Source organism: Clostridium sp., from assembly GCF_040797585.1.
Taxonomy (GTDB): domain Bacteria; phylum Bacillota; class Clostridia; order Clostridiales; family Clostridiaceae; genus Clostridium_Z.
In genome coordinates this window covers 1-23,577 of sequence record NZ_JBFNEO010000018.1, presented here as the reverse complement: position 1 = coordinate 23,577, position 23,577 = coordinate 1, and the positions used below count along the sequence as shown (strand labels likewise).

The window sequence follows — 23,577 nt, the reverse complement described above, 5'->3', positions numbered from 1 at the left end:
CCATTATATAGAGTTCCTATCTTAAAAATTAACTTATACTTATGATTTATTCATTAATAAATCATAAGTATAAGTTAAGAAATAGCTTCGGAAATCTATAGTAAATTGCATAGTTAGAAATTAAACGTAATAGTTGTTATAAAATAAAAGATGTTACGTTTAAAACATAAATTGGAAACATATTCTATTATAATATTATTTTCATAAATGTTTAAGATAAATTATAAAATAATGGATTTTAATATTATAATTTATGAGTAAAAATATATATAAACTTTTAAATTAGTAAAATAAAAAATAAATTTAATGTAGGTGTTTAAATTTTATAACTAAATGCTTTATACTATCATTATAATATAAATTGTTTAAGCATAAATTTAAGGAGGAGTCATGAAAGAATATTGTTTACTTGTTTTTAATAATACCCATAATGCAATTCAAGGAGAAAAGGTGTTAAAATCTGAAGGGTTAAATGTAACCATAATGCCAACACCAACATATATAACTAAGAGTTGTGGTATAAGCGTAAAGTTTGATATTAAGGATATGGAGATGGTAAAATCCTTAGTTCAAAATGAAAAATTAATAATAAAGAACATGTATCATAAAACAGAAGATAAATTTCAGGTTATTATATAGACCTTAGGTTCACTTAAGAGGAGGGGTTTTATGGAAGCTATAAAGAGGTTAGTAACTCAGAATATAGATTGGGATACTATATTAAACACTGTAATTCATAAAACATTAGCAATAGCAATTATAATTGCTATAATGATGATTATTATAAAAATATCACTTAAAGCTATAAATAACTTTGTTGATAGACAAAGTAAAATGAAAATATCTCTAGATGATAGAAAAGCTAATACCATTGGAGAAATATTAAAGAGTATAGTTAAGTATACAGTATACTTCTTTGGAATAACTGCTATTCTTACAGTACTATTTGGTCCTATAAATATTGCATTTGCAAGCATAGGAGGAGTTGCCATAGGTTTTGGAGCTCAAAACCTTGTTAAAGATGTAATAAATGGATTCTTTATTATATTTGAAGATCAATTTGCAGTTGGAGATTATGTAAATATAGGAGATAAAGGCGGAATAGTTGAGAGTATAGGCTTAAGACTTACAAAGCTTAAGGATTTCAACGGGGACTGTCATATTATACCTAATGGAAATATTACTATTATAACTAATCACTCAAGGAATAATATGAGGGTTTTAGTAGATATAGATGTAGCTTATGAAGAGGATATAGACAATGTTATAAAGACTTTAAATGAGGTATGTGAAGAATTTGGTAAGAAAAATGAGAATATAGTAGAAGGTCCTACTGTTATAGGGGTAACTGCATTAAAAGATTCAGCAGTTACAATTAGAGTTTGTGCTAAAGCTCTATCAATGACTCAATGGGAGTGTGAAGCTAATCTTAGAAAAGATATAAAACAAGCTTTAGATAAAAATGGAATAGAAATACCATATCCTAAGAGAGCGATTTATAATGTTGTATCAAATAAAGATAATTAAATAAGGAAAGGGGTTGTATTATGGCTAAGGTATTCTACTTAGGAGATGTTGTTGAAATGAAAAAGCAACATCCTTGCGGAAGTTATCAATGGGAGATAATTAGACTTGGCGCAGATATAAAAATAAAGTGTGTAGGATGTAGTAGAATAGTTATGTTACCTAGAAGTAAGTTTGAAAAAGATATAAAGAAAATAATAAAACAAAATATTCCACAGGAATAATAAAGCATTAGTAGAGCCAAAACCTCTACTAATGCTTTATCTGATGGCTAGGAATTGTAACACACCCATCCTCTTAAAAGGCGGGGGATAACAGTTGCTACGACACTAGATTAACTCATCTAACCTTCAAATGGTGGAAAGAACACCATCTGAAGGAAGATTCGTTCTATTTTATGAAATATATAACTAGTAATAATATTAAAGGACAAAAAGTAAAAAGTTTATTTTTAATAGGAATATATAGTTAGTAATATGATTAGAATATAAACAGTAAAATTTTTACTTTTAATGAAATTATATCCTAGTAGATAAGATCAGAATATAAAAATAAATTCTTTGTTTTTAATATACTTAGAAAGAACTTAAATGAATATAAATAAAGTTGTAAAATTTTGAAGAAAAAAACATTGCAAAAGTTTTTACTTAGTGATAAAATAGTTTGGTATAATCCCTGCTGTGTAAAACACAGCCTTAGGCCAAGGGGAGGAGGTGAATTAGATGAGAAAATATGAAACTATATTCATATTACACCCATCTTTAGACGAGGAGGCTGTAAAGGCTGCTCAAGATAAGTTCAAAGGTGTAATAGAAAATGGTGGAGGAGTAGTTGACAACGTAGATTTCTGGGGTAAGAGAAAGCTTGCTTACGAAATTTCAAAGATTAGCGAAGGATACTACACTCTAATAAACTTCACTGCTAATCCTGAATTACCAAAGGAGTTAGAGAGAGTTTACGGAATCACTGATGGTGTCATGAGACATATAATCGTAAAGGAAGAAAAGTAAGGTGGTGTCATAATTGAATAAAGTCGTTCTTATTGGAAGACTAACAAAAGATCCGGAGTTAAAATATACTCCTGGAACTGGCATGGCTGTAACCACAATTACTTTGGCAGTTGACAGATACAACGCATCCACTAAGCAAAGAGAAGCTGACTTTATCCCTGTTGTTATATGGGGAAAGCAAGCTGAGGCTACTGCAAACTACATGACTAAAGGTAGTTTGATGGCTGCTAGTGGAAGAATCCAAACGAGATCATATGATGCCAAAGATGGTACAAAAAGATACGTTACTGAAATTGTTGCTCAAGAAGTTAGCTTCTTAGGAGGCAAATCTTCTAAACAAGAGTCAACAGGTTTCGGTGGCGGCAGTGATTATGGTATGGCCGGTAATCCTTTCGCACAAAGTGCTGATAATGGAATGCCAGATTCAAATCCTTTTGGAGGACAGCCATACGATGAGGATATAACTCCAGTTGATGATGGAGATATTCCTTTCTAAAATCTAACACTTTAAGGTAAGGAGGTAAGAGAATGAGCAGAGATATGAAGAAGAACTCTAGAATGAAGAGAAAGAAAAAAGTTTGTGCATTTTGCGTAGATAAAGCTGATAGCATAGATTACAAAGATGTAAGCAAGCTTAGAAAATATGTTACAGAAAGAGGTAAGATATTACCAAGAAGAATTTCTGGAACATGTGCTAAGCACCAAAGACAGCTTACTGACTCTATAAAGAGAGCAAGAAACATAGCATTATTACCATTTACAACTGAGTAATATAATGTTTATGATATAAAAAGCTACTGATTTTAATCAGTAGCTTTTTATATTTTCAGTAATAACTTTAATATTATTTATAGGGTTTTTAGCTTGAATCTTAACTTATATATGCACTTAAACCCTTTAAGATATTGGATTTTGAGTAGTGCATAAGATAATATTATTATTTAAGATATATTCAAGGTTGAGTTCTGAATCGCTTTATCTAAGAGTATTTATATAGGTAAGAAATATAGATTTAAATTAATAAACTTTATACAGCATATATTATATTATCATGTTATGACATGATATACCCTTAATAAGATGCTTCCTGTTTTTTATTAAATTAATTTATAGAAATTTGTCTATAAATTTTCATAAGTTTTTATAAAATTACTTTAACCATCAAGTAATACTAATATTTTCATGTAATACAGTATAATACAGAAAGAAAAATGTATTCTAATACGATTTATAGACCTATTAATACATGTTTTTACAAGGATAAAAACAATAATAATAAACAATATATAAATTGGGTAAATTATAACATAAGTTTAAGCCTTATGCCCTCCTATGGCTAAATAAACTTTAGTTGCATAAATATTGAAAAAAAACTACAATAAATATATAACTATGGTAATGGGGGTATACAAGGTGAAAAGAGATAGTTTCAATATAATGTCTGATATAAAGATAATAGAGGAATTAAAGGCTCAATTACTGTGTATTATTGGAGAATTTTTTAGATTACTTACCAAGGGAAGTAATGTAGCACAAGAGGCTATATTAGAGTGTATTTCCGGGGCAATAATAATATTATATATACTAGCGGAGAGGTTAGGGTACTCTTTTACTGCAGTAGATGATAATATGAAAAAGAAATTAAAGGTAGGTATAATTGAGGAGGATTTAGTAGAAAAGGACGGAAAGAATTTAAGCAGATTGTATACTCATTTAAAAGAAAGAAACTAAAATTAAGATTTGGAGGAAAATATGTACAATAAAAAACATAACACTCAATCTACAGTAGAAGTTGGAATAATGAGTGCACTTATAATAGTTATGTTTATGATAGTTACCTATGTTCCTGTTATTGGGGGATTATTTTTATTTGTGATTCCATTACCAATAACAGTTCTTTTTATAAAACATAACTATAAAGTTTCCTTAGCTGCTATAATAGTTAGTTCAATACTTATAGCAATTTTAAATAATCCTATTCAAGCAATAGGAAGTGCCATATTATATGGAAGTACAGGACTTACCATAGGATATTGTATAAAAAATAATAAGTCATCTATATTTACTATTGGAGTTCAAGGAATTGTATCTCTAATTGGTATTATATTAAACTATTCCTTAACTATATATGTAATTATGGGAACAAGTTTATATTCAATTATTGAAACACAAATAAATGCCTTTAAAAGTTCATTTGATATGGTTAAGGGTATTTATGAATCAGCAGGAGTGCCAGTAGATTCAAACCCCATGTTTAATATGATGACTCAAATAACTCCAGAGTTAATTCTAACTATTTTACCAGGAGCCATTATAATAGCAGCACTATTAGTTTCATACTTTAATTATATTGTCACTAAAAATGTATTGAAGAGATTAAGAATAGAAGTAAATAGTATTAGACCTTTTTCTCTTTGGTATATAGATAATAGAATAGGAGCATTACTTATTACAATTGTAATTTTAGGTATGATGATAGCAAATTATAATATGACAATAGGACATTACATATTTAACTCTTCTGTAATGGTACTTAATATTTCAATGATTTTAATAGGGATGGCAGTTATAACATACTATCTTAGAAATAAATTCAAATTAAGTAAAGGAGTAGTTATATTAATACTAGTCTTTGCTTTTATGAATCCTTCTCTTAGCCAAATTATATTTTTAATTGGAATTGGAGATTTAATATTTGATTTTAGAAAATTAGATGAAAATAGCTTATCAAATGCTTTAGAGAAGTACGTAAAAAAGAAATTGAAAAAGTAGGAAGGTGACTTCAAAATGGATAGATTTAAAGATCTTATACCTAATACAAAAATCTATATGATTTTTATAGCCGTATTAATATCATCTCTATTTATTGTTGGTCATATAGCTTTAGGTTTTCTTTTCTTTTTTATATTTACATTATTAATAATATATAATATAAATACAATAAGAAAAAAGCATAATGAGCTTAAAGAGTATATAGAAGAATTCTCTAACAACTTAGATAGTGCTACTAGAAATACATTAGTTAATCTTCCATTTCCTATGATGATAGTAACAGAAGATGGAAATATTACCTGGTATAACAATAAATTAACCTCTATAATAAAAAGAGAAGAGCTCTTGGGAAAGAATGTTAACAACATAGTTAACGAGTTTGACTATAAATCTATAAAAGAAGGTATAGTAAGCTGTTATAGGTATGTAAAAATAGAGGATAAATATTTCGATATATATACTAATCTTGTTAAAACCAGTGATGAAACCTATGAGGAAAAGAGTATAATAATACTTTATTTTTATGATGTTACTACAATAAAACAGTATAAAGATGAAGTAGAGACCATAATGCTTATAGAAGTTGATAACCTTGATGAGGTTATTAAAAGTACAGAGGAAGATTATAGGCCACTTTTAGCCGCAGAGATAGAAAGAAATATAAATAGCTATGCTCAGGGAATTAATGCTATGATAAGAAAATACTCTTCAAATAAATATGTACTAAGCGTACAAGAGAAATATATACAAGAAGAGATAAAGAAAAAATTTGAAATTCTTGATATAATAAGAGAGATAAATCTTGGAAATAAATTAGCAGTAACTCTTAGCATAGGTGTTGGGAAAAATGGACAAAATCCTCTAAGAAATAATAACTTTGCAAATAGTGCAAAGGAATTAGCTCTAGGAAGAGGGGGAGACCAGGCTGTAGTTAAATCTGGAGAGAAGATGGACTTTTTTGGTGGAAAAACTAAGGAAGTTGAAAAAAGAACAAAAGTAAGAGCAAGAGTTGTAGCTCACGCCCTAAATGACTTAATAAGAGAAAGTTCTAAAGTGTACATAATGGGACATAAAAACCCAGATATGGATTGCTTTGGGGCATCAGTAGGACTTAGTAGTGCTGTTAAAAAATTAAATAAAGAATGTCATATAGTATTAAAAGAAACTGGAAATGGCATAAGGTATATACTGGATAAGATAAAAGAAGACCCTAAGTATGATGGTTTATTAATAACCCCAGAACAATGCAAAGAAATGCTTGATGAAAATAGCTTATTAATATTGGCAGATGTTCATAGTATGGGATATGTTCAAGATTCAGATATCGTAAAATCTGTGAAGAATATAGTTATAATAGACCACCATAGAAGAACAGTAGATTTTATAGAAGGAGCAATCCTTACTTATATAGAAATATATGCATCATCTACTTCGGAACTTGTTACAGAAATGATTCAATATATGCTAGAAAAACCAAAGCTGAGTCAATTAGAGGCAGAAGCACTTTTAGCTGGAATATGTGTTGATACTAAAAACTTTTATTTAAAAACTGGAGTAAGAACATTTGAAGCTGCATCATTTTTAAGAAAGTTAGGGGCAGATACCGTTGACGTTAAAAAAATGTTTGGCAATGACTTATCAACATATATACAGAGATCTGAAATAATCAAAAATGCTAAGGTGGAAAATAATATTGCCGTTGCTATTGCTCCACCTTATATAGAAGATATTGTAGTAGCTGCTAAGGCGGCGGATGAACTACTAAATATTACAGGTATTCAAGCATCCTTTGTTCTTGTTACAATAGATAATGATATTAATATAAGTGGACGTTCTCTAGGAGATATAAATGTTCAACTTGTATTAGAAGCCCTTGGAGGTGGAGGTCATATGACTATAGCAGGAGCAAAAGTTAACAATTCAACCCCAGAAGAAGTGGTTAAGATGTTAAAGGATGCTATAAACAAATATTCAAGGGAAGGTGAAATAAAATGAAGGTAATTTTATTAGGAGATATAAAGAGTGTAGGAAAAAAGGGGGAGGTTGTTAATGTTTCTGATGGATATGCAAGAAACTTTTTATTCCCAAGAAAGTTAGCTCAAGAAGCTAATGATGGAAATCTACACATATTAAATACAAAGAAAGAAAATGATAGAAGAAAGAAGTTAGCAGAAGTAGAAGAGGCTCAAGCTTTAGCAGATAAGTTAAAAGGTAAAGAAATAAATATTAAAGCTAAGGCAGGAGAGAATGGAAGACTATTTGGAGCTATAACAAGTAAGGATGTAGCCGAACTTATAAAGAAGCAATACAGTGTTTCAGTTGATAAGAAAAAGGTTGTTATGGATACTATAAAGCAACCTGGAGTATTTGAGATAGAGGTTAAGGTTTACCCAGAAATATCTACTAAGATGAAGGTTGTTATTGTTTCCGAATAATAAGGAGGATTTAAATTTGAAATCACAAATTGACAATACAATAGAGGAGCTAAGTGTTGAAGAGTTATTAGACAAGGGAACAACTTTAGAATCTCAAGTTAATATATTATATGAAGTAGCTAATAATGTGCTAGATGAGGGAGCTATAAGAGCAAGAACTATAAAATACAAACTTCAAAAGCATGTAAAAAGTGATGATATATATAAGAGAGTATATGCTATAAATAAGATTTTAAGTGATGATAAGGGAGTAGATAGAGTAGCTACTCCTGATAACATCAATGAAATTATAGAGGAAGCTAATAAATGGCTATCTGAGAATATAGCAAGAAGATATATTCAAAATAAAATAGAACAACAAGTTGAGCAAGCTTTAATAGAGAAGCAAGAAAAATATGTTGATGAAATGAGACTTGGCATAATAAGAAAGCAAAAGGGTCCAGAAAATGCTAAAACCCTTAAGAAATATGCTACCTTTGAGAAGCTTGATTCTAAAAAGCTTACAAAGAGCTTACAAGGATTATTAAGACCAGAAAGTTTTGAGGAAATTGTTGGACAAGAAAGAGCGATAAAATCTTTAATTTCAAAGCTAACATCTCCATATCCACAACATATAATTCTTTATGGACCACCAGGAGTAGGTAAAACTACTGCAGCAAGACTTGCTTTAGAAGAAGCTAAGAAGATTAAGGTTACTCCTTTTGATGATGATGCAAAATTCATAGAGGTAGATGGGACAACCTTAAGATGGGATCCTAGAGAGATAACAAATCCACTTCTTGGATCAGTACATGACCCTATATATCAAGGTAGTAAAAGAGACCTAGCTGAGATAGGAGTTCCAGAGCCAAAGCCAGGTTTAGTTACTGATGCTCATGGTGGAGTTTTATTTATAGATGAAATAGGAGAATTAGATTCTATATTACAGAATAAGTTATTAAAAGTATTAGAAGATAAGAGAGTTGAATTTTCATCTTCTTACTATGACCCAGATGATGAAAATACACCTAAGTATATAAAATACTTATTTGAAAATGGTGCTCCAGCAGATTTTGTTCTAATAGGGGCAACCACAAAGGATCCTTCTGAAATAAATCCAGCATTAAGATCTAGATGTGTAGAAGTCTATTTTGAACCTTTATCATCTAAAGACATAGAGAGCATTGTAGATAATGCTAGTAAAAAACTTAATGTTACATTAGAAGAGGGAGTATCTAAGCTTATAAGTAGATACACAATTGAGGGAAGAAAGGCCATAAATATATTATCAGATGCTTATGGATATGCCCTTTACACCTCTAAGGATGGGAATATAGATAACTTAGTTATAGAAAAACATCATATAGAAGAGGTTCTATCTATAGGAAGATTTTCTCCTTATGAAATTTTAGATAGTAGTGATGAAAAAGAAGTTGGACATATATATGGATTAGGTGTTAGTGGTTTTATTGGATCAACTTTAGAAATAGAAGCAGTAGCTTTTGAAGCTAGTGAAAAAGGATCAGGTAAGGTTAGATTTAATGATACTGCTGGGTCTATGGCTAAGGATTCAGTTTTCAATGCTGCATCAGTTATAAGAAGAATAACTGATAAAGATATTAGAGATTATGATATTCACGTAAATGTAGTTGGTGGAGGAAAGATAGATGGTCCATCAGCAGGAGCTGCTATAACTGTATGTATAATAAGTGCTTTATTAAATAAGCCTATAAGACAGGATGTGGCAGTAACAGGTGAAATATCTTTAAGAGGTAACATAAAGCCTGTTGGTGGTATATTTGAAAAGGTATATGGCGCTATAAGAAAAGGAATAAATCTTGTAGTTGTTCCAAAGGATAACGAAAAAGAGGTACCACTAGAACTTAAAGATATAGAGGTTAAAGCAATAAGCACTATAGATGAGCTTATTAAGATAATATTTTAGAGTAAATAAGGTTGATCTAAAATCATAGATTTTTTAGATCAACCTTGTTATTTTTAGAGTAGTACATAAAATTTTAATTCGTAAAATCAACATCTTGATAATTACAAATTTATTTACTATAGTTTATAATAGAGATATTGTGCAATAATTTAAGAAGAAAGGGGAGGTAATATGGATACATCTATTATGAGAAGTCTTCCACATAACTTAGAAGCTGAACAGTCAGTCCTTGGATCTATGCTTATAGATAAGAACTCTATTGCTCAATCAGCAGAAGGTTTAAAAGCAGAAGATTTTTATAGAGAAGCTCATAAGATAATCTTTAGTGTAATAATGGAGCTATTCCAAAAAGATGAGCCAGTAGATATGATAACCCTAATAGAACATTTAAGGGCAACAGAAAAACTAGATAGTGCTGGTGGAATAAGCTATATCACAGAAATCAGTAATTCTGTTCCCTCCACTGCAAATTTAAAATCATATATAAAAATTGTAGCAGAAAAAGCTATGCTTAGAAGACTTATAAAAGCATCTAACGAAATAATAGAGAAGAGCTACAATGGTCAGGCGGAAGTTGAAGGAGTAGTAGATTTTGCTCAAAAACAAGTTTTTGATATTTCAGAAAAGAGATCTACTAGTGATTTTGAACCTATAAGTACAGTTCTTGAAAGAGGATTTCTTGAAATAGAAAGACTCTATAATAATAAGGGAGATATAACTGGGGTAGCCTCAGGATTTAATGATTTAGATGATATGACTTCAGGGTTCCAAAGTGGAGATATGGTCCTTGTAGCTGCAAGACCATCCATGGGAAAGACAACATTTGCTCTAAACCTATGCCAACATGCGGCATTAAGAGCAGGTAAGAGTGTTGTGGTATTTTCCCTGGAAATGTCTAAGGAGCAGCTAGCATACAAGTTGCTTTGTGCAGAGGCTAATGTTGATATGTTAAAACTTAGAACAGGTAATTTAGATGAGCAGGATTGGGAAAATATAGCCAGAGCATCAGGACCTCTTGCAGCATCTAAAATATACATAGATGATACTGCAGGAGTATCTATAATGGAAATGAGATCTAAGTGTAGAAGACTTAAGATAGAATATGGTGTAGACATGATAATGATAGACTATCTTCAGCTTATGAGTGGTAGCGGTGAAGAGAGTAGACAGCAGGAAGTATCAGAGATATCAAGAGGTATAAAGGCACTTGCTAAGGAGATGGGATGTCCAGTAATAGCATTATCACAGCTTTCTCGTGCGCCAGAGCAAAGAGCAGATCATAGGCCCATGCTCTCTGACCTTAGAGAATCTGGATCTATTGAGCAGGATGCTGACCTTGTTATGTTTTTATATAGAGATGAGTACTATAATAAGGAAACAGAGGATAAAAATATTGGTGAGTGCATAATAGCTAAGCAAAGAAACGGTCCTGTTGGAACAGTTAAGCTAGCTTGGCTTGGACAGTACAGTAAGTTCGGAAATTTGGATACAATACACCAATAATAGAATTATATATATTTATAATACTAAGATAATAAGAGTATATATTTTTAAAGGTTGAAAAATCGAAGATTAATAAGATGGTTTCAAATTATGTGAACAGTACTAATAGGAATAAACATAGAATACAATTATTCATATTTCATTCCTATCACGTCTTTTGTTGGTATATTGAATAATAAAATAATATCTAATGGAACTAATATGAACATTAAGAAAAAAATATTTTTAATAGTTAGTTATGTAATAATGATGGTAATTTTATTGTCTTATATTTATAATATGAAAATTAACCTATGGCGTTAGTATAATATTGTGGACACAAAAAGCTGAACACAATACTATAAGTTTTAAGTACCTAAATACATTTGTTAGCGTAACAGATGTATATGAGGCATTGAGATATGGATTTAAGAAATAAGGTATACTGGTGATTTAGCGGTATACCTTATATTTTTATTCTAAAGATTATTGTTCTATTAATATTAGTTGAAGTATAATTTTATTTATAAGGAGAAATTCATAATAAGGGGGAAGTTTTATGGATAAAAATTTAGAGTTTGTAACTAGCCAAAGGGTAAAAAGAACCATGGAGGCTCTAGAAAAGAATAATATGGAAGCGCACCTAGTAAATAACAAGGTGGAGCTTATAGATAAGATTAAAGATATATGCAAGGAGGGGGAGGTTGTTTCAGTAGGCGGATCTATGACCTTATTTGAAACAGGAGTTATTGATTTTTTAAGAAGTGGAAAATATGAGTTCCTTGATAGATATAAAGAAGGATTAACTCCAGAAGAGATAAAAGATGTATTTAGGAAAAGCTTTTTTGCAGATAGCTATTTTACAAGCTCTAATGCTATAACCGAAAATGGATGGCTTTATAATGTGGATGGCAATGGAAATAGGGTAGCAGCCATGTTATATGGACCAGATAAGGTTATAGTTATTGTAGGAGTAAATAAGATTGTTAAAGATTTAGATAAAGCGATAGAGAGAAATAAAGAGATAAGTGCCCCGGCTAACTGTTTAAGATTAAATAGAAGTACACCTTGTTCAAAGGTAGGATACTGTTTAGATTGTAATAGCAAGGATAGAATATGTAATGAATATACATTAATAAAAAGACAAAGAGAAAAGGGAAGAATAACGGTTATATTTCTAAAAGAAAACTTTGGATATTAGCCAAAGATGAGCATTAATTTAAAAGAATTAGTAAAGTGAAATCCAATTTGATAAACCGTCTAATTTAAAGGGCTTAACGCTATTTGTTAAGCCCTTTACTGATGTATAATATATATAGGGGTAGTATATATACATTATATAAGGGGGATGTTTATGAAAAAGCAAATTAAAGCTTATTTTACAATAACTTTTGGGGTGTTTTTAGTAGCCATAGCAACTTATTTTTTCATTATGGGAAATAATGTGGCCGGTGGAGGGATAAATGGATTAAGTCTTGTTATAAATCACTATATACCACAAATGCCTGTAGGAGCACTAATGACTATTATGAATGTAATCTTATTTATAGTAGCATTTATACTTATAGGGCCTCATTTTGGAGCTAGAACAGTTTATGCTAGCTTTTTACTATCAGGAACCATATGGGGATTAGAGAAATTATATCCCATAAGTAAGCCTTTAACTGACGATATATTATTAGAACTAATGTTCGCCATAATGCTTTTAGCTTTAGGACTTGCAACTATATTTAATCAAAATGCATCTACAGGTGGTACAGATATAATAGCTAAGATATTAAATAAATATTTTAATATAAACTTAGGAAAAGGTGTATTACTATCAGATTTAATTGTAACTATACTTGCTGCTATAGCTTTTGGGTTTACAGGTGGGTTATATGCTTTATTCGTGGTTATACTAAATGGAGTAGTAATAGATAGATTTATTGAAGGTTTCAATATATGTAAGGAAGTAAGGATTATAAGTAAGGATTTAGATAAAATAAGAGCCTTTATATTAGAAGACTTAGGAAGAGGAGCTACTATATATTATGCAAAGGGAGCATTCAGTGATGGAGAAGTTAAAGTTCTTTGGACTATAGTAGATAGTAAGGAGTTTATAAGAATAAAAAATTATGTGAAAGAAATAGATAAGTATGCATTTTTAAGTGTCACCGATGTATGTGAAACCTTAGGTGACGGATTTAAAGCCTTTGAATAACGAATATTATTGACTTTTTAAATATTCGAATAATAAAATATGATTAATATGAAAATATTTAAGAGAGGTGATAGAATGTCAAGAAATCTTAGGGATTACTTATTTATAGTTATAGGTGTACTATGTGTTGCATCAGGGTTATACTTCTTTATGATTCCTAATAATATAGCTGGAGGAGGAATAAGTGGAATAGCTATGGTTCTAAATCATTATATTCCAATAATACCAGTTGGGGGAGCAATGTTTATAATTGATGGAATATTATTTATTGTAGCTTTTGTAATTATAGGGCCAAGTTTTGGTGCTAAAACTATTTTTTCAAGCTTGCTATTATCTAGCACAATATTCATATTAGAAAAAATAGTACCACTAAAGGGAAGTTTAACAGGGGATATATTTCTTGAAATGGTATTTGGAATAATGTTAACTGCAATAGGAATGGCAGTTATATTCAACTCTGATGCATCTACGGGTGGAACTGATATTATAGCTAAAATTCTAAATAAATATTTTCATCTTAACATGGGAAAAGGTGTTTTATTTACTGATTTAGTAGTTGTTATATTTGCAATGGGAGCCTTTGGATTAAAATCTGGACTATATGCATTATTTGCAGTTGTATTAAATGGGATGGTTATAGATAGAGCTATAGATGGACTTAATTCAGTTAAAGAGATAAGGATAATAAGTAGCAAGAGATCTTATATAGAGAAATTTATATTAGAAGAGCTTGAAAGAGGTGCAACTGTATATCATGCTACAGGTTCTTATAGTAAGTCTCAGGTTGAGGTTCTAAGTGTGATAGTTGATAGAAAAGAGTTTATTAGATTGAAGAATTACATAAAAGAGGTAGATCCTAATGCATTTCTTAGTGTAACTGAAGTATATGAAGCATTAGGGTATGGATTTAAGAAGATAATATAAATATAAGGTATACTGCTGATTTAGCGGTATACCTTATATTTATTTGATGGCTAGGAGCTGTACCCCAAAAATCCTATTAAAAGGTGGGGGCTAACAGTTGCTACGCCTTAAATTAACCCATATTATAAGACCTAGGGATGAAATTTTATTTTTAGTAACTTGACCTATTATGATAATTGAAAGTCAAAATTGTAGAATGAATAGTTAATTAGAATGAAGGAATTATACTTCCTTTATATTTTTCATTAATAAACTCTTTAACTTTGTCAGAAGTTAAAGCTTCTGATAATGCTTTTATTGCATCGGAATCTTTATTATCTTTTCTAACAGCAAGGATATTTGCATAAGGGGAGTCCTTATCCTCTACTAAAAGTCCATCTTTTGTAGGGGTTAATCCTGCTTCAAGAGCAAAGTTAGTATTTATAATAGCTCCATCTACATCATCTAATGCTCTAGGGATTTGTGCTCCTTCAAGTTCAGATATTTTTAAGTTCTTTGGATTTTCTACTATGTCACGAACAGTAACTAATTCTCCATCTTTAAGTTTAATTAATCCAGCCTTTTCAAGTAATCTTAATGCTCTAGCCTCATTAGTTGGATCGTTAGGAACAGCTATTTTAGCCCCATCTTGGAGTTCTTTAATATCCTTTATTTTCTTTGAGTAGAGAGCTATTGGCTCAAGGTGAACCTTAACAGTGTAATCTAAGTTATAGCCCTTCTCTTGAATTTCCTTTTCTAAGTAAGGTACGTGTTGAAAGAAATTTGCATCTAGGTCTTTGTTATCTAAAGCTATATTTGGTGTTTTATAATCAGTAAATTTTTCAATTTTAAGTTCATAACCTTTTTCGGATAAATCTTCTTTTACAACTTCTAATATATCTGCATGAGGAGCTGGACTAGCACCTACAGTTATAACTTTACTGTCCTTCTTCGAATCCTTAGCACCATCTGTATTTTTTGCTCCACAAGCTGCTAAAGATAGAGCTAGGGTAGCTGATAAAACTAATGTTAAAACTTTTTTCATAAATAAAACCTCCTGAAATTTAATTTTATTAATTTTACTTTGTTAATGCTTTATAAATTATATTTCCAATGGACTGGAATGCTTGCACAACAATTATTAAAACAATTACTGTGTATATAAGTATTTCTGTATCATATCTGTAGTATCCATATTGGAGAGCTAAATCTCCAAGGCCTTTACCACCAACAGCTCCAGCCATAGCAGAATATCCAACGATGCTTATAACTGTTAAGGTTATACCAAGGACTATGGAAGGTAACGCCTCTTTAAGCATAACCCTAACAATTATTTGAAATGTACTACAACCAAAGGACTTGGCAGCTTCAATTACACCAGGATCAACTTCAAGTAGTGCATTTTCAATAACCCTGGCAGTGAAAGGAGCAGCACCAATGCTTAGGGGTACAATAGCAGCTATTGGTCCTATGGTTGTACCTACTATAAACCTTGTAAAAGGTAGTATAGCCACAAGTAATATTATGAATGGGAAAGATCTTAATATATTAACTGTAAAATCTAGAATCCCATATATAACTTTGTTTGGTTTTAGTCCATTTGGAGAAGTTATAACTAATATTATTGCTGGAATAAGACCAAGTATAAGAGAATATAATGTAGCTTGTAGAACCATATTAAGAGTATTTAATAGTTCTGGATATATAAGTTCATTAAAGGCACTAAAAAAATTATTAATCATTATATAACTACCTCCCAATCTATATTTTTATTGTTTAAATAATTCTCTATTGATTCTTTATAACTAGTATCAAAGTTAATTATTAGAGTACCTAAAATTTCATCTCTGAACTTTTCAAGTTTTCCACCTATAATAGAGAAATCTATATCAAGATCCCTAGCCATAGAAGTTATTACGGTAGATTTACTTATAGAGCTTGGGAAGAATATTTTAATGTTTACTCCATCTAAGGTTACATCTGAATCGTCTCCAAGGAATTCTTTAAGATCTTTATTTGGTTTTAGGAAAAGATCTTTAGAATATCCACTATATAAAATTTCACCATACTCTATTAGTGCAACTTTATTACAAATCTCTTTTACAACCTCCATTTGGTGAGTTACTATGATCACTGTTATTCCTAAGGAGCTATTAATATCTTTTAGAAGATGTAAAATATCTTTAGTAGTCTTTGGATCTAGTGCTGAGGTTGCCTCGTCACATAATAATATTTTAGGCTTTAAAGCAAGAGCTCTTGCTATGGCTACTCTTTGTTTTTGTCCTCCACTTAAGCTTTTAGGTTTAACCTTAGCTTTATCTTCAAGTCCAACGATTTTTAAGAGTTCCTTAACTCTATTGTCTATATAAGCTTTATCATATCCCCATACCTTAAGAGGTAATGCCACATTGTTATAAACAGTATCTCTTGAAACTAAGTTAAAGTTTTGAAATATCATTCCAAGGTCTTTTCTAAGGGAGCGGATATTACTACTACTTAGTGTGGTTATATCTTTATCTTCAATGAAAATCTTACCCTTATGAAAGGACTCAAGACCATTTATACATCTTAAAAGGGTGGACTTACCCGCACCACTGTGGCCTATTATTCCAAAGATATCTTTGTTTTCTATGGATATATTTATATCTTTTAAAATTTCTGTTTCCTTATAGCTTTTATGTAAACCTTCAATAGTAATCATTAAACCATCTCCTCCAATTATTTTAAGGGCAAATAAAAAATCACCAGAGAATAAACTCTGGTGATATACCATGCCTACTCTCTTATCTTCCAGGATAAACCTGCAGGATTTAGCACCGATTTATTTTTAAAATTATCGGTTGCCGGGTTTCATAGGGCCAGTCCCTCCACCACTCGTGATAAGATAATCAATTTATTGAATTTTAAGTAAATTATATTTAAATATCAATTGAAAGTCAATACCAAATGATAAAATAAATCAAAATATTTTAAACTTAAATTCATTATAGTATTTTTATATAAAATAAAAACACCAGAGAATAAACTCTGGTGATAATTCCATTGCTATTCTCTCATCTTCCAGGATAAACCTGCAGGATTTAGCACCGACGTATCTTAAGTATACCGGTTGCCGGGTTTCATAGGGCCAGTCCCTCCACCACTCATGATAAGAATCAATATTAATTTAAATTGATTATAGAGCAGTAAAATATAAAAGTCAATAATAAAATTAAAAATCTTTTAAAATATTTTTAAGAGAATAGTACTTAAAGTAGTAGGTAAATATTAAATATAGTTTAGTTAATTTTATAGGGAATAATAATTGCAAGAAATTAATTAAAAGTAAATTTTATATAAAATATAGAGATTAATATAAAATAAGAAGAATTTTTTATGAAAAATCCACTAAAATGGTAGAATTTGAACTTGATTAAAGCCGAGTAAAATAGTAAGATATAAATAGTAAAGTAGAGTATTTTAATCGGATATATATTGTATTAAGGAGTGAATAATATGTCACAAGGACTTTTAAATATAGAGAATTTGCATACAAAAGTTGAAGATAAAGAGATCCTTAAAGGATTAGATTTAAAGATAAATAAGGGAGAAATCCATGTAATAATGGGACCTAATGGTGCAGGAAAATCAACATTAGCTAATACACTTATGAGTCATCCAAAGTATTCAATTACTGAAGGAACAATTGAGTTTGAGGGTGAAGTTATAAATGAATTAAAGGCTGATGAAAGAGCTAAAAAGGGTATATTCCTATCCTTCCAATACCCAGAAGAGATACCTGGAATTACTGTTGATAACTTCATAAGAAGTTCAAAAGGAGCAGTTTCAGGAAAGCCAGCAGGAATGATGAGTTTCAAGAGATCTTTAAAGGAGAAAATGGAATTATTAAAGATGGATGAAACTTATGCTAAGAGATACTTAAATGTTGGCTTCTCTGGTGGAGAAAAGAAAAAGAATGAGATATTACAAATGGCAATTCTTGAGCCAAAGCTTGCAATACTAGACGAAACTGACTCAGGTTTAGATGTTGATGCTATAAAAGTAGTTTCAGAGGGAGTTAGAGTATTAGCAAATGAAGAGAGAGCTATTTTAATAATAACTCATCATAATAAAATATTAGAGTACTTAAAACCAGATTATGTTCATGTTTTAGTAAATGGAAAGATAGTAAAGACTGGTGGAATGGAACTAGCTAAGGAAATAGAAGAGAAGGGATATGAAAACTTCAAGAAATAAGTTTTTTCCTTAATAAAGGCGGTGAATTAATATGGAACAAAGAAAAAAGACGCAATTGGATGATATCGAAAGAGGTATCTATGATATAAAGAATGAAGTCAGATATAGCTATAAGAGTAAAAATGGATTAACAGAAGAGATAATAAGAGATATATCTAAAGAAAAGAATGAACCAGAATGGATGACAAACTTTAGACTTGAATGTCTTGAAATATACAATGCTATAGACCTACCAACATGGGGTCCAGATATAACAGAACTTAATATTAATGATATAGCAACTTATGTAAAACCAGATACTGAAATGAAAGGTAACTGGGAAGAAGTACCAGAAGATATTAAAAAGACTTTTGATCTTCTAGGAATACCAGAGGCTGAGAAGGCATCCCTTGCAGGAGTTGGAGCCCAGTATGACTCAGAGGTAGTTTATCACAGCATAAGGGAAGATTTAGTTAAACAAGGTGTTATATACACAGATATGGAAACAGCAATAATAGAGTATGAAGATATTATAAAAGAATACTTTATGCAGTGTGTGCCACCAACAGATCATAAGTTTGCAGCATTACATGGTGCAGTTTGGTCAGGTGGATCTTTTGTTTATGTTCCAGAAGGGGTAGAGGTAGATATACCACTACAATCTTACTTTAGATTAAACGCTCCAGGAGCAGGACAGTTTGAACATACATTAATAATAGTTGAAAAGGGAGCAAAGCTTCACTTTATAGAAGGATGTTCAGCACCTAAATACTCTGTTGCAAACCTGCATGCAGGATGTGTTGAGCTATTTGTAAAAGAAGACGCTACATTAAGATATAGTACTATAGAAAACTGGTCTAAGAATATGTTTAACTTAAACACAAAGAGAGCAATTGTTGAGAAGAATGGAACTATTGAATGGGTTTCAGGATCTTTTGGATCTAAGGTTTCTATGCTTTACCCAATGAGTATATTAAAGGGTGAAGGAGCAAAGTGTGAATTTACCGGAGTTTCCTTTGCTGGTAATGGACAGAACTTAGATACAGGAGCACAGGTTATGCACTTAGCTCCACGTACATCATCAACAATAAATTCTAAATCTATATCTAAAGATGGAGGAACTGCTATTTATAGAGGTGTTGTAAATATATCTGAAAATGCTGTTCATTCTAAATCAACAGTTTCTTGTGAATCTCTAATGTTAGATAATAAATCTAAGTCAGACACAATACCAACTATAATAGTTGAGAATGATGAAGTAGACTTAGGACATGAAGCTAAGATAGGAAGAATAAGTGATGAGGCTATATTCTACCTAATGAGTAGAGGTATAAGTGAGGAAGAAGCTAAAGCAATGATAGTTAGAGGTTTTGTAGAGCCAATAGCTAAAGAGCTTCCACTTGAATATGCAGTTGAAATGAATAACCTAATTAGTATAGAACTTGAAGGAACAATAGGATAGGAGGGGATAATATGGATATGAAGTTTACCAATATGAACACAGCCCCTGTTTTAACTTATAGATGGATGGGGGTTAATGATATATCTATATATGGATATTCCTGTCCTGAGATAAGAGATTTCAAAGGAACAACAGCTGAGGGAGTTTTCCAGGGAAATATAGAGATTTTAAGAGATAAAGTATTATCATATAATGAGGATTATAAAATAGATGATAATTTAAAGTTTGGAGTATCTAAGGATTCAGTTAAGTTATCAGAGGAATATAGTAACTCATCTATGATAATAAAGACTAAGAGAAATGAAAAAGATTATGAACCAGTAAAGATTAAACACATATTTAGTGAGGATAACAAAACTTTAGTAGATCACAATATTATAGTAGCAGAAGAAAACAGCAATATAACTGTAATAATGCAGTACTTAAGTGAAGGAAATGAAGAAGCTTTTCATAATGGGCTTACTAAAATATTTGCTAAAAATGGAGCAGAAGTTACTGTTATAAAGGTTCAAATGATGAATAAACTAAGCTATAACTTCGATTCAAATGTAGCATTTGTAGGTTATGGAGCTAAGGTTAACTTTATAAATATAGACCTTGGAGGAAAGTATAGTGTAACAAACTATGTTTCTAACTTAGAGGATACTGAAGCAAATGCAGACTTACGTTCTGTATATCTAGGTGATGAGGAAAGAGTTATAGATATAAACTATGTTATGAATCATATAGGTAGAAGAACTGAGAGTAATATAGAAACAAAGGGAGCTCTTAAAGATAAAGCTAAGAAGATCTTTAGAGGAACTATAGACTTTAAGAGAGGATCCACAAGATCTAAAGGAATTGAAGAAGAATATGTAACTCTTTTAGATAAACATGTTAAATCCGATGCAATACCGCTTCTTCTATGTGAAGAGGATGATGTTGAAGGAGTTCATGCTGCTAGTGCAGGTAAGATAGATGAAGATAAGTTATTCTACTTAATGAGTAGAGGTTTTGATGAAAAAGAAGCTAAGAAACTTATAATTGAAGCATCCTTTAGACCTATTATAGATTTAATAGATGATGAAGAAATAAGGGCTTCTATAGATGAAGAAATACAAAGGAGACTTGTAAATGCTTAATGTGAGTAAGATAAGAGAAGATTTTGATATTCTATACCAAAAAGTAAATAATAAACCCTTAGCTTATTTAGATAATGCAGCTACTACTCATAAACCAAGGATAGTAACTGAAGCTATTAAGAATTACTATGATAAACATAATGCTAATCCTCACAGAGGAGCACATTATTTAAGTATCATGGCAACAGAGGCTTATGAGGGAGCAAGAGAAAGAGTAAAAACTTTTATAAATGCAGATAAGGCTTTAGAGGTTATATTTACAAAGAATGCTACAGAATCTTTAAATCTTCTTGCTTACTCTTATGGAATGAGCTTCATAAATGAAGGTGATGAGATAGTTTTATCTATACAAGAACATCATAGTAACATCATTCCATGGCAAAATGTTGCAAGATCAAAGGGTGCTATTCTTAAATTCATGTATGTGGATGAAGAGGGAAGAATACCAGAGGAAGAAATAAAAACTAAGATAACAGAAAAGACAAAATTAGTATCAATAACCCATGTATCTAATGCTATTGGAACTGTAAATCCTATAGAAGATATAATAAGACATTCCCACGAAAAGGGAGCAGTGGTTATTGTAGATGCTAGCCAAAGTGTACCTCATATGAAGGTAGATGTTAAGGCTTTAGATGCTGACTTTTTAGTTTTCTCAGGTCATAAGATGCTAGCACCTATGGGAATAGGAGTTCTTTACGGAAAAGAAGATCTTCTAGATAAAATGCCTCCATTTTTATACGGTGGAGATATGATAGAGTATGTATGGGAGCAGAAGGCAACTTTTGCTGAACTACCATATAAGCTAGAAGCAGGTACTCAAAACGTTGAAGGAGCAGTTGGTCTTCATGCAGCTATAGATTACTTAGAGAGCCTAGGATTAGAGAATATTAAAAAAGCAGAGGAAGAATTAGCAACTTATGCTATTGAGAGAATGAAGGAAATTCCTTATATTAAGATAGTGGGACCGCAGAATATGATAGATAGAGCAGCTGTTATATCTTTTGAAGTAGAAGGAGTTCACCCTCATGATGTATCTACCATACTAGATAATTATGGAGTAGCGGTTAGAGCAGGGCACCATTGTGCTCAGCCTTTAATGAAGTATTTAGGAATTAATTCAACCTCAAGAGTAAGTTTTTATTTCTATAATACAATGGAAGAGGTTGATCAGTTTATAGAAGGATTAAAGAATGTAAGGAGGTGGCTTGGATATGAATCTTAATGATATATATACAGAGCTTATAATGGAGCACAATAAAAGTAATCATAATAAAAGACATCTAGATACTCCTCATACCATAGAGCTTGGACACAATCCTAGTTGTGGAGATGAAATTTCATTAGAAATGAAATTTAAAGATGATTTAATAGAAGATGCTTCATTTATAGGTAGTGGATGTGCTATATCACAAGCATCTACCTCCATAATGATTGATTTAGTCAAGGGTAAGTCAAAGGAAGAGGCTTTAAGTCTTGTAGAAACCTTTATAGGAATGATAAAGAGAGAAATAAAGGATGATGAAGAGTTAGAAATTCTTGAGGATGCTATGGCATTTAAGAATATATCTAACATGCCTGCAAGGGTTAAATGTGCAGTGCTTGCATGGCATACCCTAAAGGAGTCTATAAACAAAGCATAAATTGATTTTTAGATTCAGTGAAAGTTTAATTAGTAGTTATATTATCCATTTACAAAACCCTAAGGTTAATTAAATAGCCTTAGGGTTTTTTTAATAAAACTAATGGTAAAAAATAGAACATGTGATAATATAAATATATACTTTTTATAATATATTTATAGAGTTAAAATATTTACAGGGAAATGTTTTGCTAATTAACTAATACTTTGTACTACATTACATAATTAAGATTTCTGTGATAGTTAAATTGAAAGCTTGAAAGTATAGGAATCCTAAATGAGTACTTAATTTTTCTTAAAATCATAAATTAGGCCTATTTTAAGATTTAATTATCACAATAGGTCAATTTAAAGGTGGTAGAATAGTCAGTGTGGATATAAAAAAGAATGGGGGAAAGAATATGTTCGATAGATTTACACTAAAAGTAATTATGCTTATATTTATGCTTATGGATCATATAGCTCAGTTTATACCAGGAACACCTATATGGTTTCACTACATAGGAAGGGTAGTAGCACCTATATTTTTCTATCTTTTAGTAGAGGGATTTATTTATACTAGGAATAAGAAGAGATATTTTAATAGACTATTATATGCAGGGATAATAATGGCAGTAGGAAATACTGTATTAACTAGGTTTTTCTATAGTGGAGAATATATAATAAATAATATATTTCTATCTATGGCATTTTCTATAGGATTTTTAACCTATTATGAAAAAATTAAGGAAAATAAAACTTTAGAGAATAAGCTTAAATTTGCTTTATTTATTATTTTATCTATGCTTACGGAGGGATCCTTTATAGGAATAATTCTTAGTTTAATATTTTATAAGTATAGAAATGATAAAAAATCTTTATACAATGCTTACTCACTTGTATGT

General features: G+C 30.6%; 24 protein-coding genes and 2 riboswitches. Of the genes, 21 read left to right on the top strand and 3 right to left on the bottom strand.

The window, feature by feature from the left end; all coding sequences use genetic code 11:
* Nucleotides 1-390: 390 nt before the first annotated feature.
* From AB2369_RS02390 to AB2369_RS02320, 15 genes are all read left to right on the top strand, one after another.
* Nucleotides 391-639 (top strand): DUF3343 domain-containing protein, encoded by a 249-nt coding sequence (locus tag AB2369_RS02390; protein ID WP_367664874.1) that lies wholly within the window; start codon nt 391-393, stop codon nt 637-639.
* A 30-nt stretch (nt 640-669) separates the two neighbouring features.
* Entirely contained in the window at nt 670-1,527 is an 858-nt protein-coding gene (locus tag AB2369_RS02385; protein ID WP_367664873.1) for a mechanosensitive ion channel family protein, read from the top strand.
* A 20-nt stretch (nt 1,528-1,547) separates the two neighbouring features.
* Complete coding sequence (locus tag AB2369_RS02380; protein ID WP_367664872.1) at nt 1,548-1,748, top strand: DUF951 domain-containing protein; 201 nt, start codon at nt 1,548-1,550, stop codon at nt 1,746-1,748.
* 498 nt (nt 1,749-2,246) lie between these two features.
* The gene (gene rpsF / locus AB2369_RS02375) at nt 2,247-2,534 is read left to right on the top strand and encodes a 30S ribosomal protein S6 (protein ID WP_367664871.1); all 288 of its coding nucleotides are present in this window, start codon (nt 2,247-2,249) and stop codon (nt 2,532-2,534) included.
* Between the two features lie 13 nt (nt 2,535-2,547).
* Nucleotides 2,548-3,030: a single-stranded DNA-binding protein gene (locus AB2369_RS02370; RefSeq protein ID WP_367664870.1), complete on the top strand. Its 483-nt coding sequence runs from the start codon at nt 2,548-2,550 to the stop codon at nt 3,028-3,030.
* Between the two features lie 32 nt (nt 3,031-3,062).
* Nucleotides 3,063-3,305, top strand: a complete 243-nt coding sequence (rpsR, locus tag AB2369_RS02365) for a 30S ribosomal protein S18 (RefSeq protein WP_367664869.1) — start codon at nt 3,063-3,065, stop codon at nt 3,303-3,305.
* Between the two features lie 642 nt (nt 3,306-3,947).
* A complete protein-coding gene (locus AB2369_RS02360; protein WP_367664868.1) occupies nt 3,948-4,265 on the top strand; it encodes a MazG-like family protein in 318 nt (105 codons plus the stop codon).
* Nucleotides 4,266-4,286: 21 nt separating this feature from the next.
* On the top strand, nt 4,287-5,306 hold the full coding sequence (locus AB2369_RS02355) for a YybS family protein (RefSeq protein ID WP_367664867.1): 1,020 nt from the start codon (nt 4,287-4,289) through the stop codon (nt 5,304-5,306).
* A gap of 15 nt (nt 5,307-5,321) precedes the next feature.
* On the top strand, nt 5,322-7,301 hold the full coding sequence (locus tag AB2369_RS02350) for a DHH family phosphoesterase (RefSeq protein WP_367664866.1): 1,980 nt from the start codon (nt 5,322-5,324) through the stop codon (nt 7,299-7,301).
* Nucleotides 7,298-7,741 carry a 50S ribosomal protein L9 gene (gene rplI / locus AB2369_RS02345; RefSeq protein ID WP_367664865.1) on the top strand — a complete coding sequence of 148 codons (444 nt, stop codon included), beginning with the start codon at nt 7,298-7,300 and terminating at the stop codon, nt 7,739-7,741. Before AB2369_RS02350 ends, rplI begins: the two co-directional genes overlap by 4 nt.
* A gap of 28 nt (nt 7,742-7,769) precedes the next feature.
* Nucleotides 7,770-9,665, top strand: a complete 1,896-nt coding sequence (gene lonC / locus AB2369_RS02340) for a Lon family ATP-dependent protease (RefSeq protein WP_367664875.1) — start codon at nt 7,770-7,772, stop codon at nt 9,663-9,665.
* A 171-nt stretch (nt 9,666-9,836) separates the two neighbouring features.
* Nucleotides 9,837-11,168 (top strand): replicative DNA helicase, encoded by a 1,332-nt coding sequence (locus AB2369_RS02335; protein WP_367664864.1) that lies wholly within the window; start codon nt 9,837-9,839, stop codon nt 11,166-11,168.
* A gap of 538 nt (nt 11,169-11,706) precedes the next feature.
* Nucleotides 11,707-12,348: a lactate utilization protein gene (locus AB2369_RS02330; protein WP_367664863.1), complete on the top strand. Its 642-nt coding sequence runs from the start codon at nt 11,707-11,709 to the stop codon at nt 12,346-12,348.
* 153 nt (nt 12,349-12,501) lie between these two features.
* Complete coding sequence (locus tag AB2369_RS02325) at nt 12,502-13,350, top strand: YitT family protein (RefSeq protein ID WP_367664862.1); 849 nt, start codon at nt 12,502-12,504, stop codon at nt 13,348-13,350.
* A 75-nt stretch (nt 13,351-13,425) separates the two neighbouring features.
* Complete coding sequence (locus AB2369_RS02320; RefSeq protein ID WP_367664861.1) at nt 13,426-14,274, top strand: YitT family protein; 849 nt, start codon at nt 13,426-13,428, stop codon at nt 14,272-14,274.
* Between the two features lie 208 nt (nt 14,275-14,482).
* Here AB2369_RS02320 and AB2369_RS02315 read toward each other — a convergent pair whose 3' ends face one another.
* Genes AB2369_RS02315 through AB2369_RS02305 form a run of 3 tightly spaced genes read right to left on the bottom strand, consistent with a single transcriptional unit; the run spans nt 14,483 to nt 16,954 of the window.
* On the bottom strand, nt 14,483-15,298 hold the full coding sequence (locus AB2369_RS02315; protein WP_367664860.1) for a MetQ/NlpA family ABC transporter substrate-binding protein: 816 nt from the start codon (nt 15,296-15,298) through the stop codon (nt 14,483-14,485).
* Nucleotides 15,299-15,332: 34 nt separating this feature from the next.
* Nucleotides 15,333-15,995: a methionine ABC transporter permease gene (locus AB2369_RS02310; protein WP_367664859.1), complete on the bottom strand. Its 663-nt coding sequence runs from the start codon at nt 15,993-15,995 to the stop codon at nt 15,333-15,335.
* Complete coding sequence (locus AB2369_RS02305; RefSeq protein WP_367664858.1) at nt 15,995-16,954, bottom strand: methionine ABC transporter ATP-binding protein; 960 nt, start codon at nt 16,952-16,954, stop codon at nt 15,995-15,997. Before AB2369_RS02305 ends, AB2369_RS02310 begins: the two co-directional genes overlap by 1 nt.
* A 79-nt stretch (nt 16,955-17,033) precedes the next feature.
* Nucleotides 17,034-17,139, bottom strand: a riboswitch (SAM riboswitch).
* 164 nt (nt 17,140-17,303) lie between these two features.
* A riboswitch (SAM riboswitch) is annotated at nt 17,304-17,408 on the bottom strand.
* A gap of 340 nt (nt 17,409-17,748) precedes the next feature.
* Between AB2369_RS02305 and sufC the strand changes: the two genes are divergently transcribed.
* The 6 genes from sufC to AB2369_RS02275 all read left to right on the top strand — a co-directional run.
* Entirely contained in the window at nt 17,749-18,489 is a 741-nt protein-coding gene (sufC, locus tag AB2369_RS02300; RefSeq protein ID WP_367664857.1) for a Fe-S cluster assembly ATPase SufC, read from the top strand.
* Between the two features lie 31 nt (nt 18,490-18,520).
* The gene (gene sufB, locus AB2369_RS02295) at nt 18,521-19,930 is read left to right on the top strand and encodes a Fe-S cluster assembly protein SufB (RefSeq protein ID WP_367664856.1); all 1,410 of its coding nucleotides are present in this window, start codon (nt 18,521-18,523) and stop codon (nt 19,928-19,930) included.
* Nucleotides 19,931-19,941: 11 nt separating this feature from the next.
* Nucleotides 19,942-21,051, top strand: coding sequence for a Fe-S cluster assembly protein SufD (gene sufD / locus AB2369_RS02290; protein WP_367664855.1), 1,110 nt, complete (start codon nt 19,942-19,944; stop codon nt 21,049-21,051).
* Nucleotides 21,044-22,276 (top strand): cysteine desulfurase, encoded by a 1,233-nt coding sequence (locus AB2369_RS02285; protein WP_367664854.1) that lies wholly within the window; start codon nt 21,044-21,046, stop codon nt 22,274-22,276. The genes sufD and AB2369_RS02285 overlap by 8 nt, the downstream gene beginning before the upstream one ends.
* Nucleotides 22,266-22,694, top strand: a complete 429-nt coding sequence (gene sufU, locus AB2369_RS02280) for a Fe-S cluster assembly sulfur transfer protein SufU (RefSeq protein ID WP_367664853.1) — start codon at nt 22,266-22,268, stop codon at nt 22,692-22,694. The genes AB2369_RS02285 and sufU overlap by 11 nt, the downstream gene beginning before the upstream one ends.
* Nucleotides 22,695-23,094: 400 nt before the next feature.
* Nucleotides 23,095-23,577: TraX family protein (locus AB2369_RS02275; protein ID WP_367664852.1), on the top strand; the 483-nt coding region annotated here is incomplete at its 3' end.

What these genes read in the sequence shown, in the direction of transcription:
- AB2369_RS02355 (WP_367664867.1), top strand. Translation starts at nt 4,287, where the DNA reads ATGTACAATAAAAAACATAACACTCAATCTACAGTAGAAGTTGGAATA.
- AB2369_RS02335 (WP_367664864.1), top strand. Translation starts at nt 9,837, where the DNA reads ATGGATACATCTATTATGAGAAGTCTTCCACATAACTTAGAAGCTGAA.
- AB2369_RS02315 (WP_367664860.1), bottom strand. Translation starts at nt 15,298, where the DNA reads ATGAAAAAAGTTTTAACATTAGTTTTATCAGCTACCCTAGCTCTATCT.
- AB2369_RS02390 (WP_367664874.1), top strand. Translation starts at nt 391, where the DNA reads ATGAAAGAATATTGTTTACTTGTTTTTAATAATACCCATAATGCAATT.
- sufU (WP_367664853.1), top strand. Translation starts at nt 22,266, where the DNA reads ATGAATCTTAATGATATATATACAGAGCTTATAATGGAGCACAATAAA.
- rpsR (WP_367664869.1), top strand. Translation starts at nt 3,063, where the DNA reads ATGAGCAGAGATATGAAGAAGAACTCTAGAATGAAGAGAAAGAAAAAA.
- sufB (WP_367664856.1), top strand. Translation starts at nt 18,521, where the DNA reads ATGGAACAAAGAAAAAAGACGCAATTGGATGATATCGAAAGAGGTATC.
- sufD (WP_367664855.1), top strand. Translation starts at nt 19,942, where the DNA reads ATGGATATGAAGTTTACCAATATGAACACAGCCCCTGTTTTAACTTAT.
- rpsF (WP_367664871.1), top strand. Translation starts at nt 2,247, where the DNA reads ATGAGAAAATATGAAACTATATTCATATTACACCCATCTTTAGACGAG.
- AB2369_RS02380 (WP_367664872.1), top strand. Translation starts at nt 1,548, where the DNA reads ATGGCTAAGGTATTCTACTTAGGAGATGTTGTTGAAATGAAAAAGCAA.
- AB2369_RS02385 (WP_367664873.1), top strand. Translation starts at nt 670, where the DNA reads ATGGAAGCTATAAAGAGGTTAGTAACTCAGAATATAGATTGGGATACT.
- AB2369_RS02285 (WP_367664854.1), top strand. Translation starts at nt 21,044, where the DNA reads ATGCTTAATGTGAGTAAGATAAGAGAAGATTTTGATATTCTATACCAA.
- AB2369_RS02350 (WP_367664866.1), top strand. Translation starts at nt 5,322, where the DNA reads ATGGATAGATTTAAAGATCTTATACCTAATACAAAAATCTATATGATT.
- rplI (WP_367664865.1), top strand. Translation starts at nt 7,298, where the DNA reads ATGAAGGTAATTTTATTAGGAGATATAAAGAGTGTAGGAAAAAAGGGG.
- sufC (WP_367664857.1), top strand. Translation starts at nt 17,749, where the DNA reads ATGTCACAAGGACTTTTAAATATAGAGAATTTGCATACAAAAGTTGAA.
- AB2369_RS02325 (WP_367664862.1), top strand. Translation starts at nt 12,502, where the DNA reads ATGAAAAAGCAAATTAAAGCTTATTTTACAATAACTTTTGGGGTGTTT.
- AB2369_RS02330 (WP_367664863.1), top strand. Translation starts at nt 11,707, where the DNA reads ATGGATAAAAATTTAGAGTTTGTAACTAGCCAAAGGGTAAAAAGAACC.
- AB2369_RS02305 (WP_367664858.1), bottom strand. Translation starts at nt 16,954, where the DNA reads ATGATTACTATTGAAGGTTTACATAAAAGCTATAAGGAAACAGAAATT.
- AB2369_RS02320 (WP_367664861.1), top strand. Translation starts at nt 13,426, where the DNA reads ATGTCAAGAAATCTTAGGGATTACTTATTTATAGTTATAGGTGTACTA.
- AB2369_RS02310 (WP_367664859.1), bottom strand. Translation starts at nt 15,995, where the DNA reads ATGATTAATAATTTTTTTAGTGCCTTTAATGAACTTATATATCCAGAA.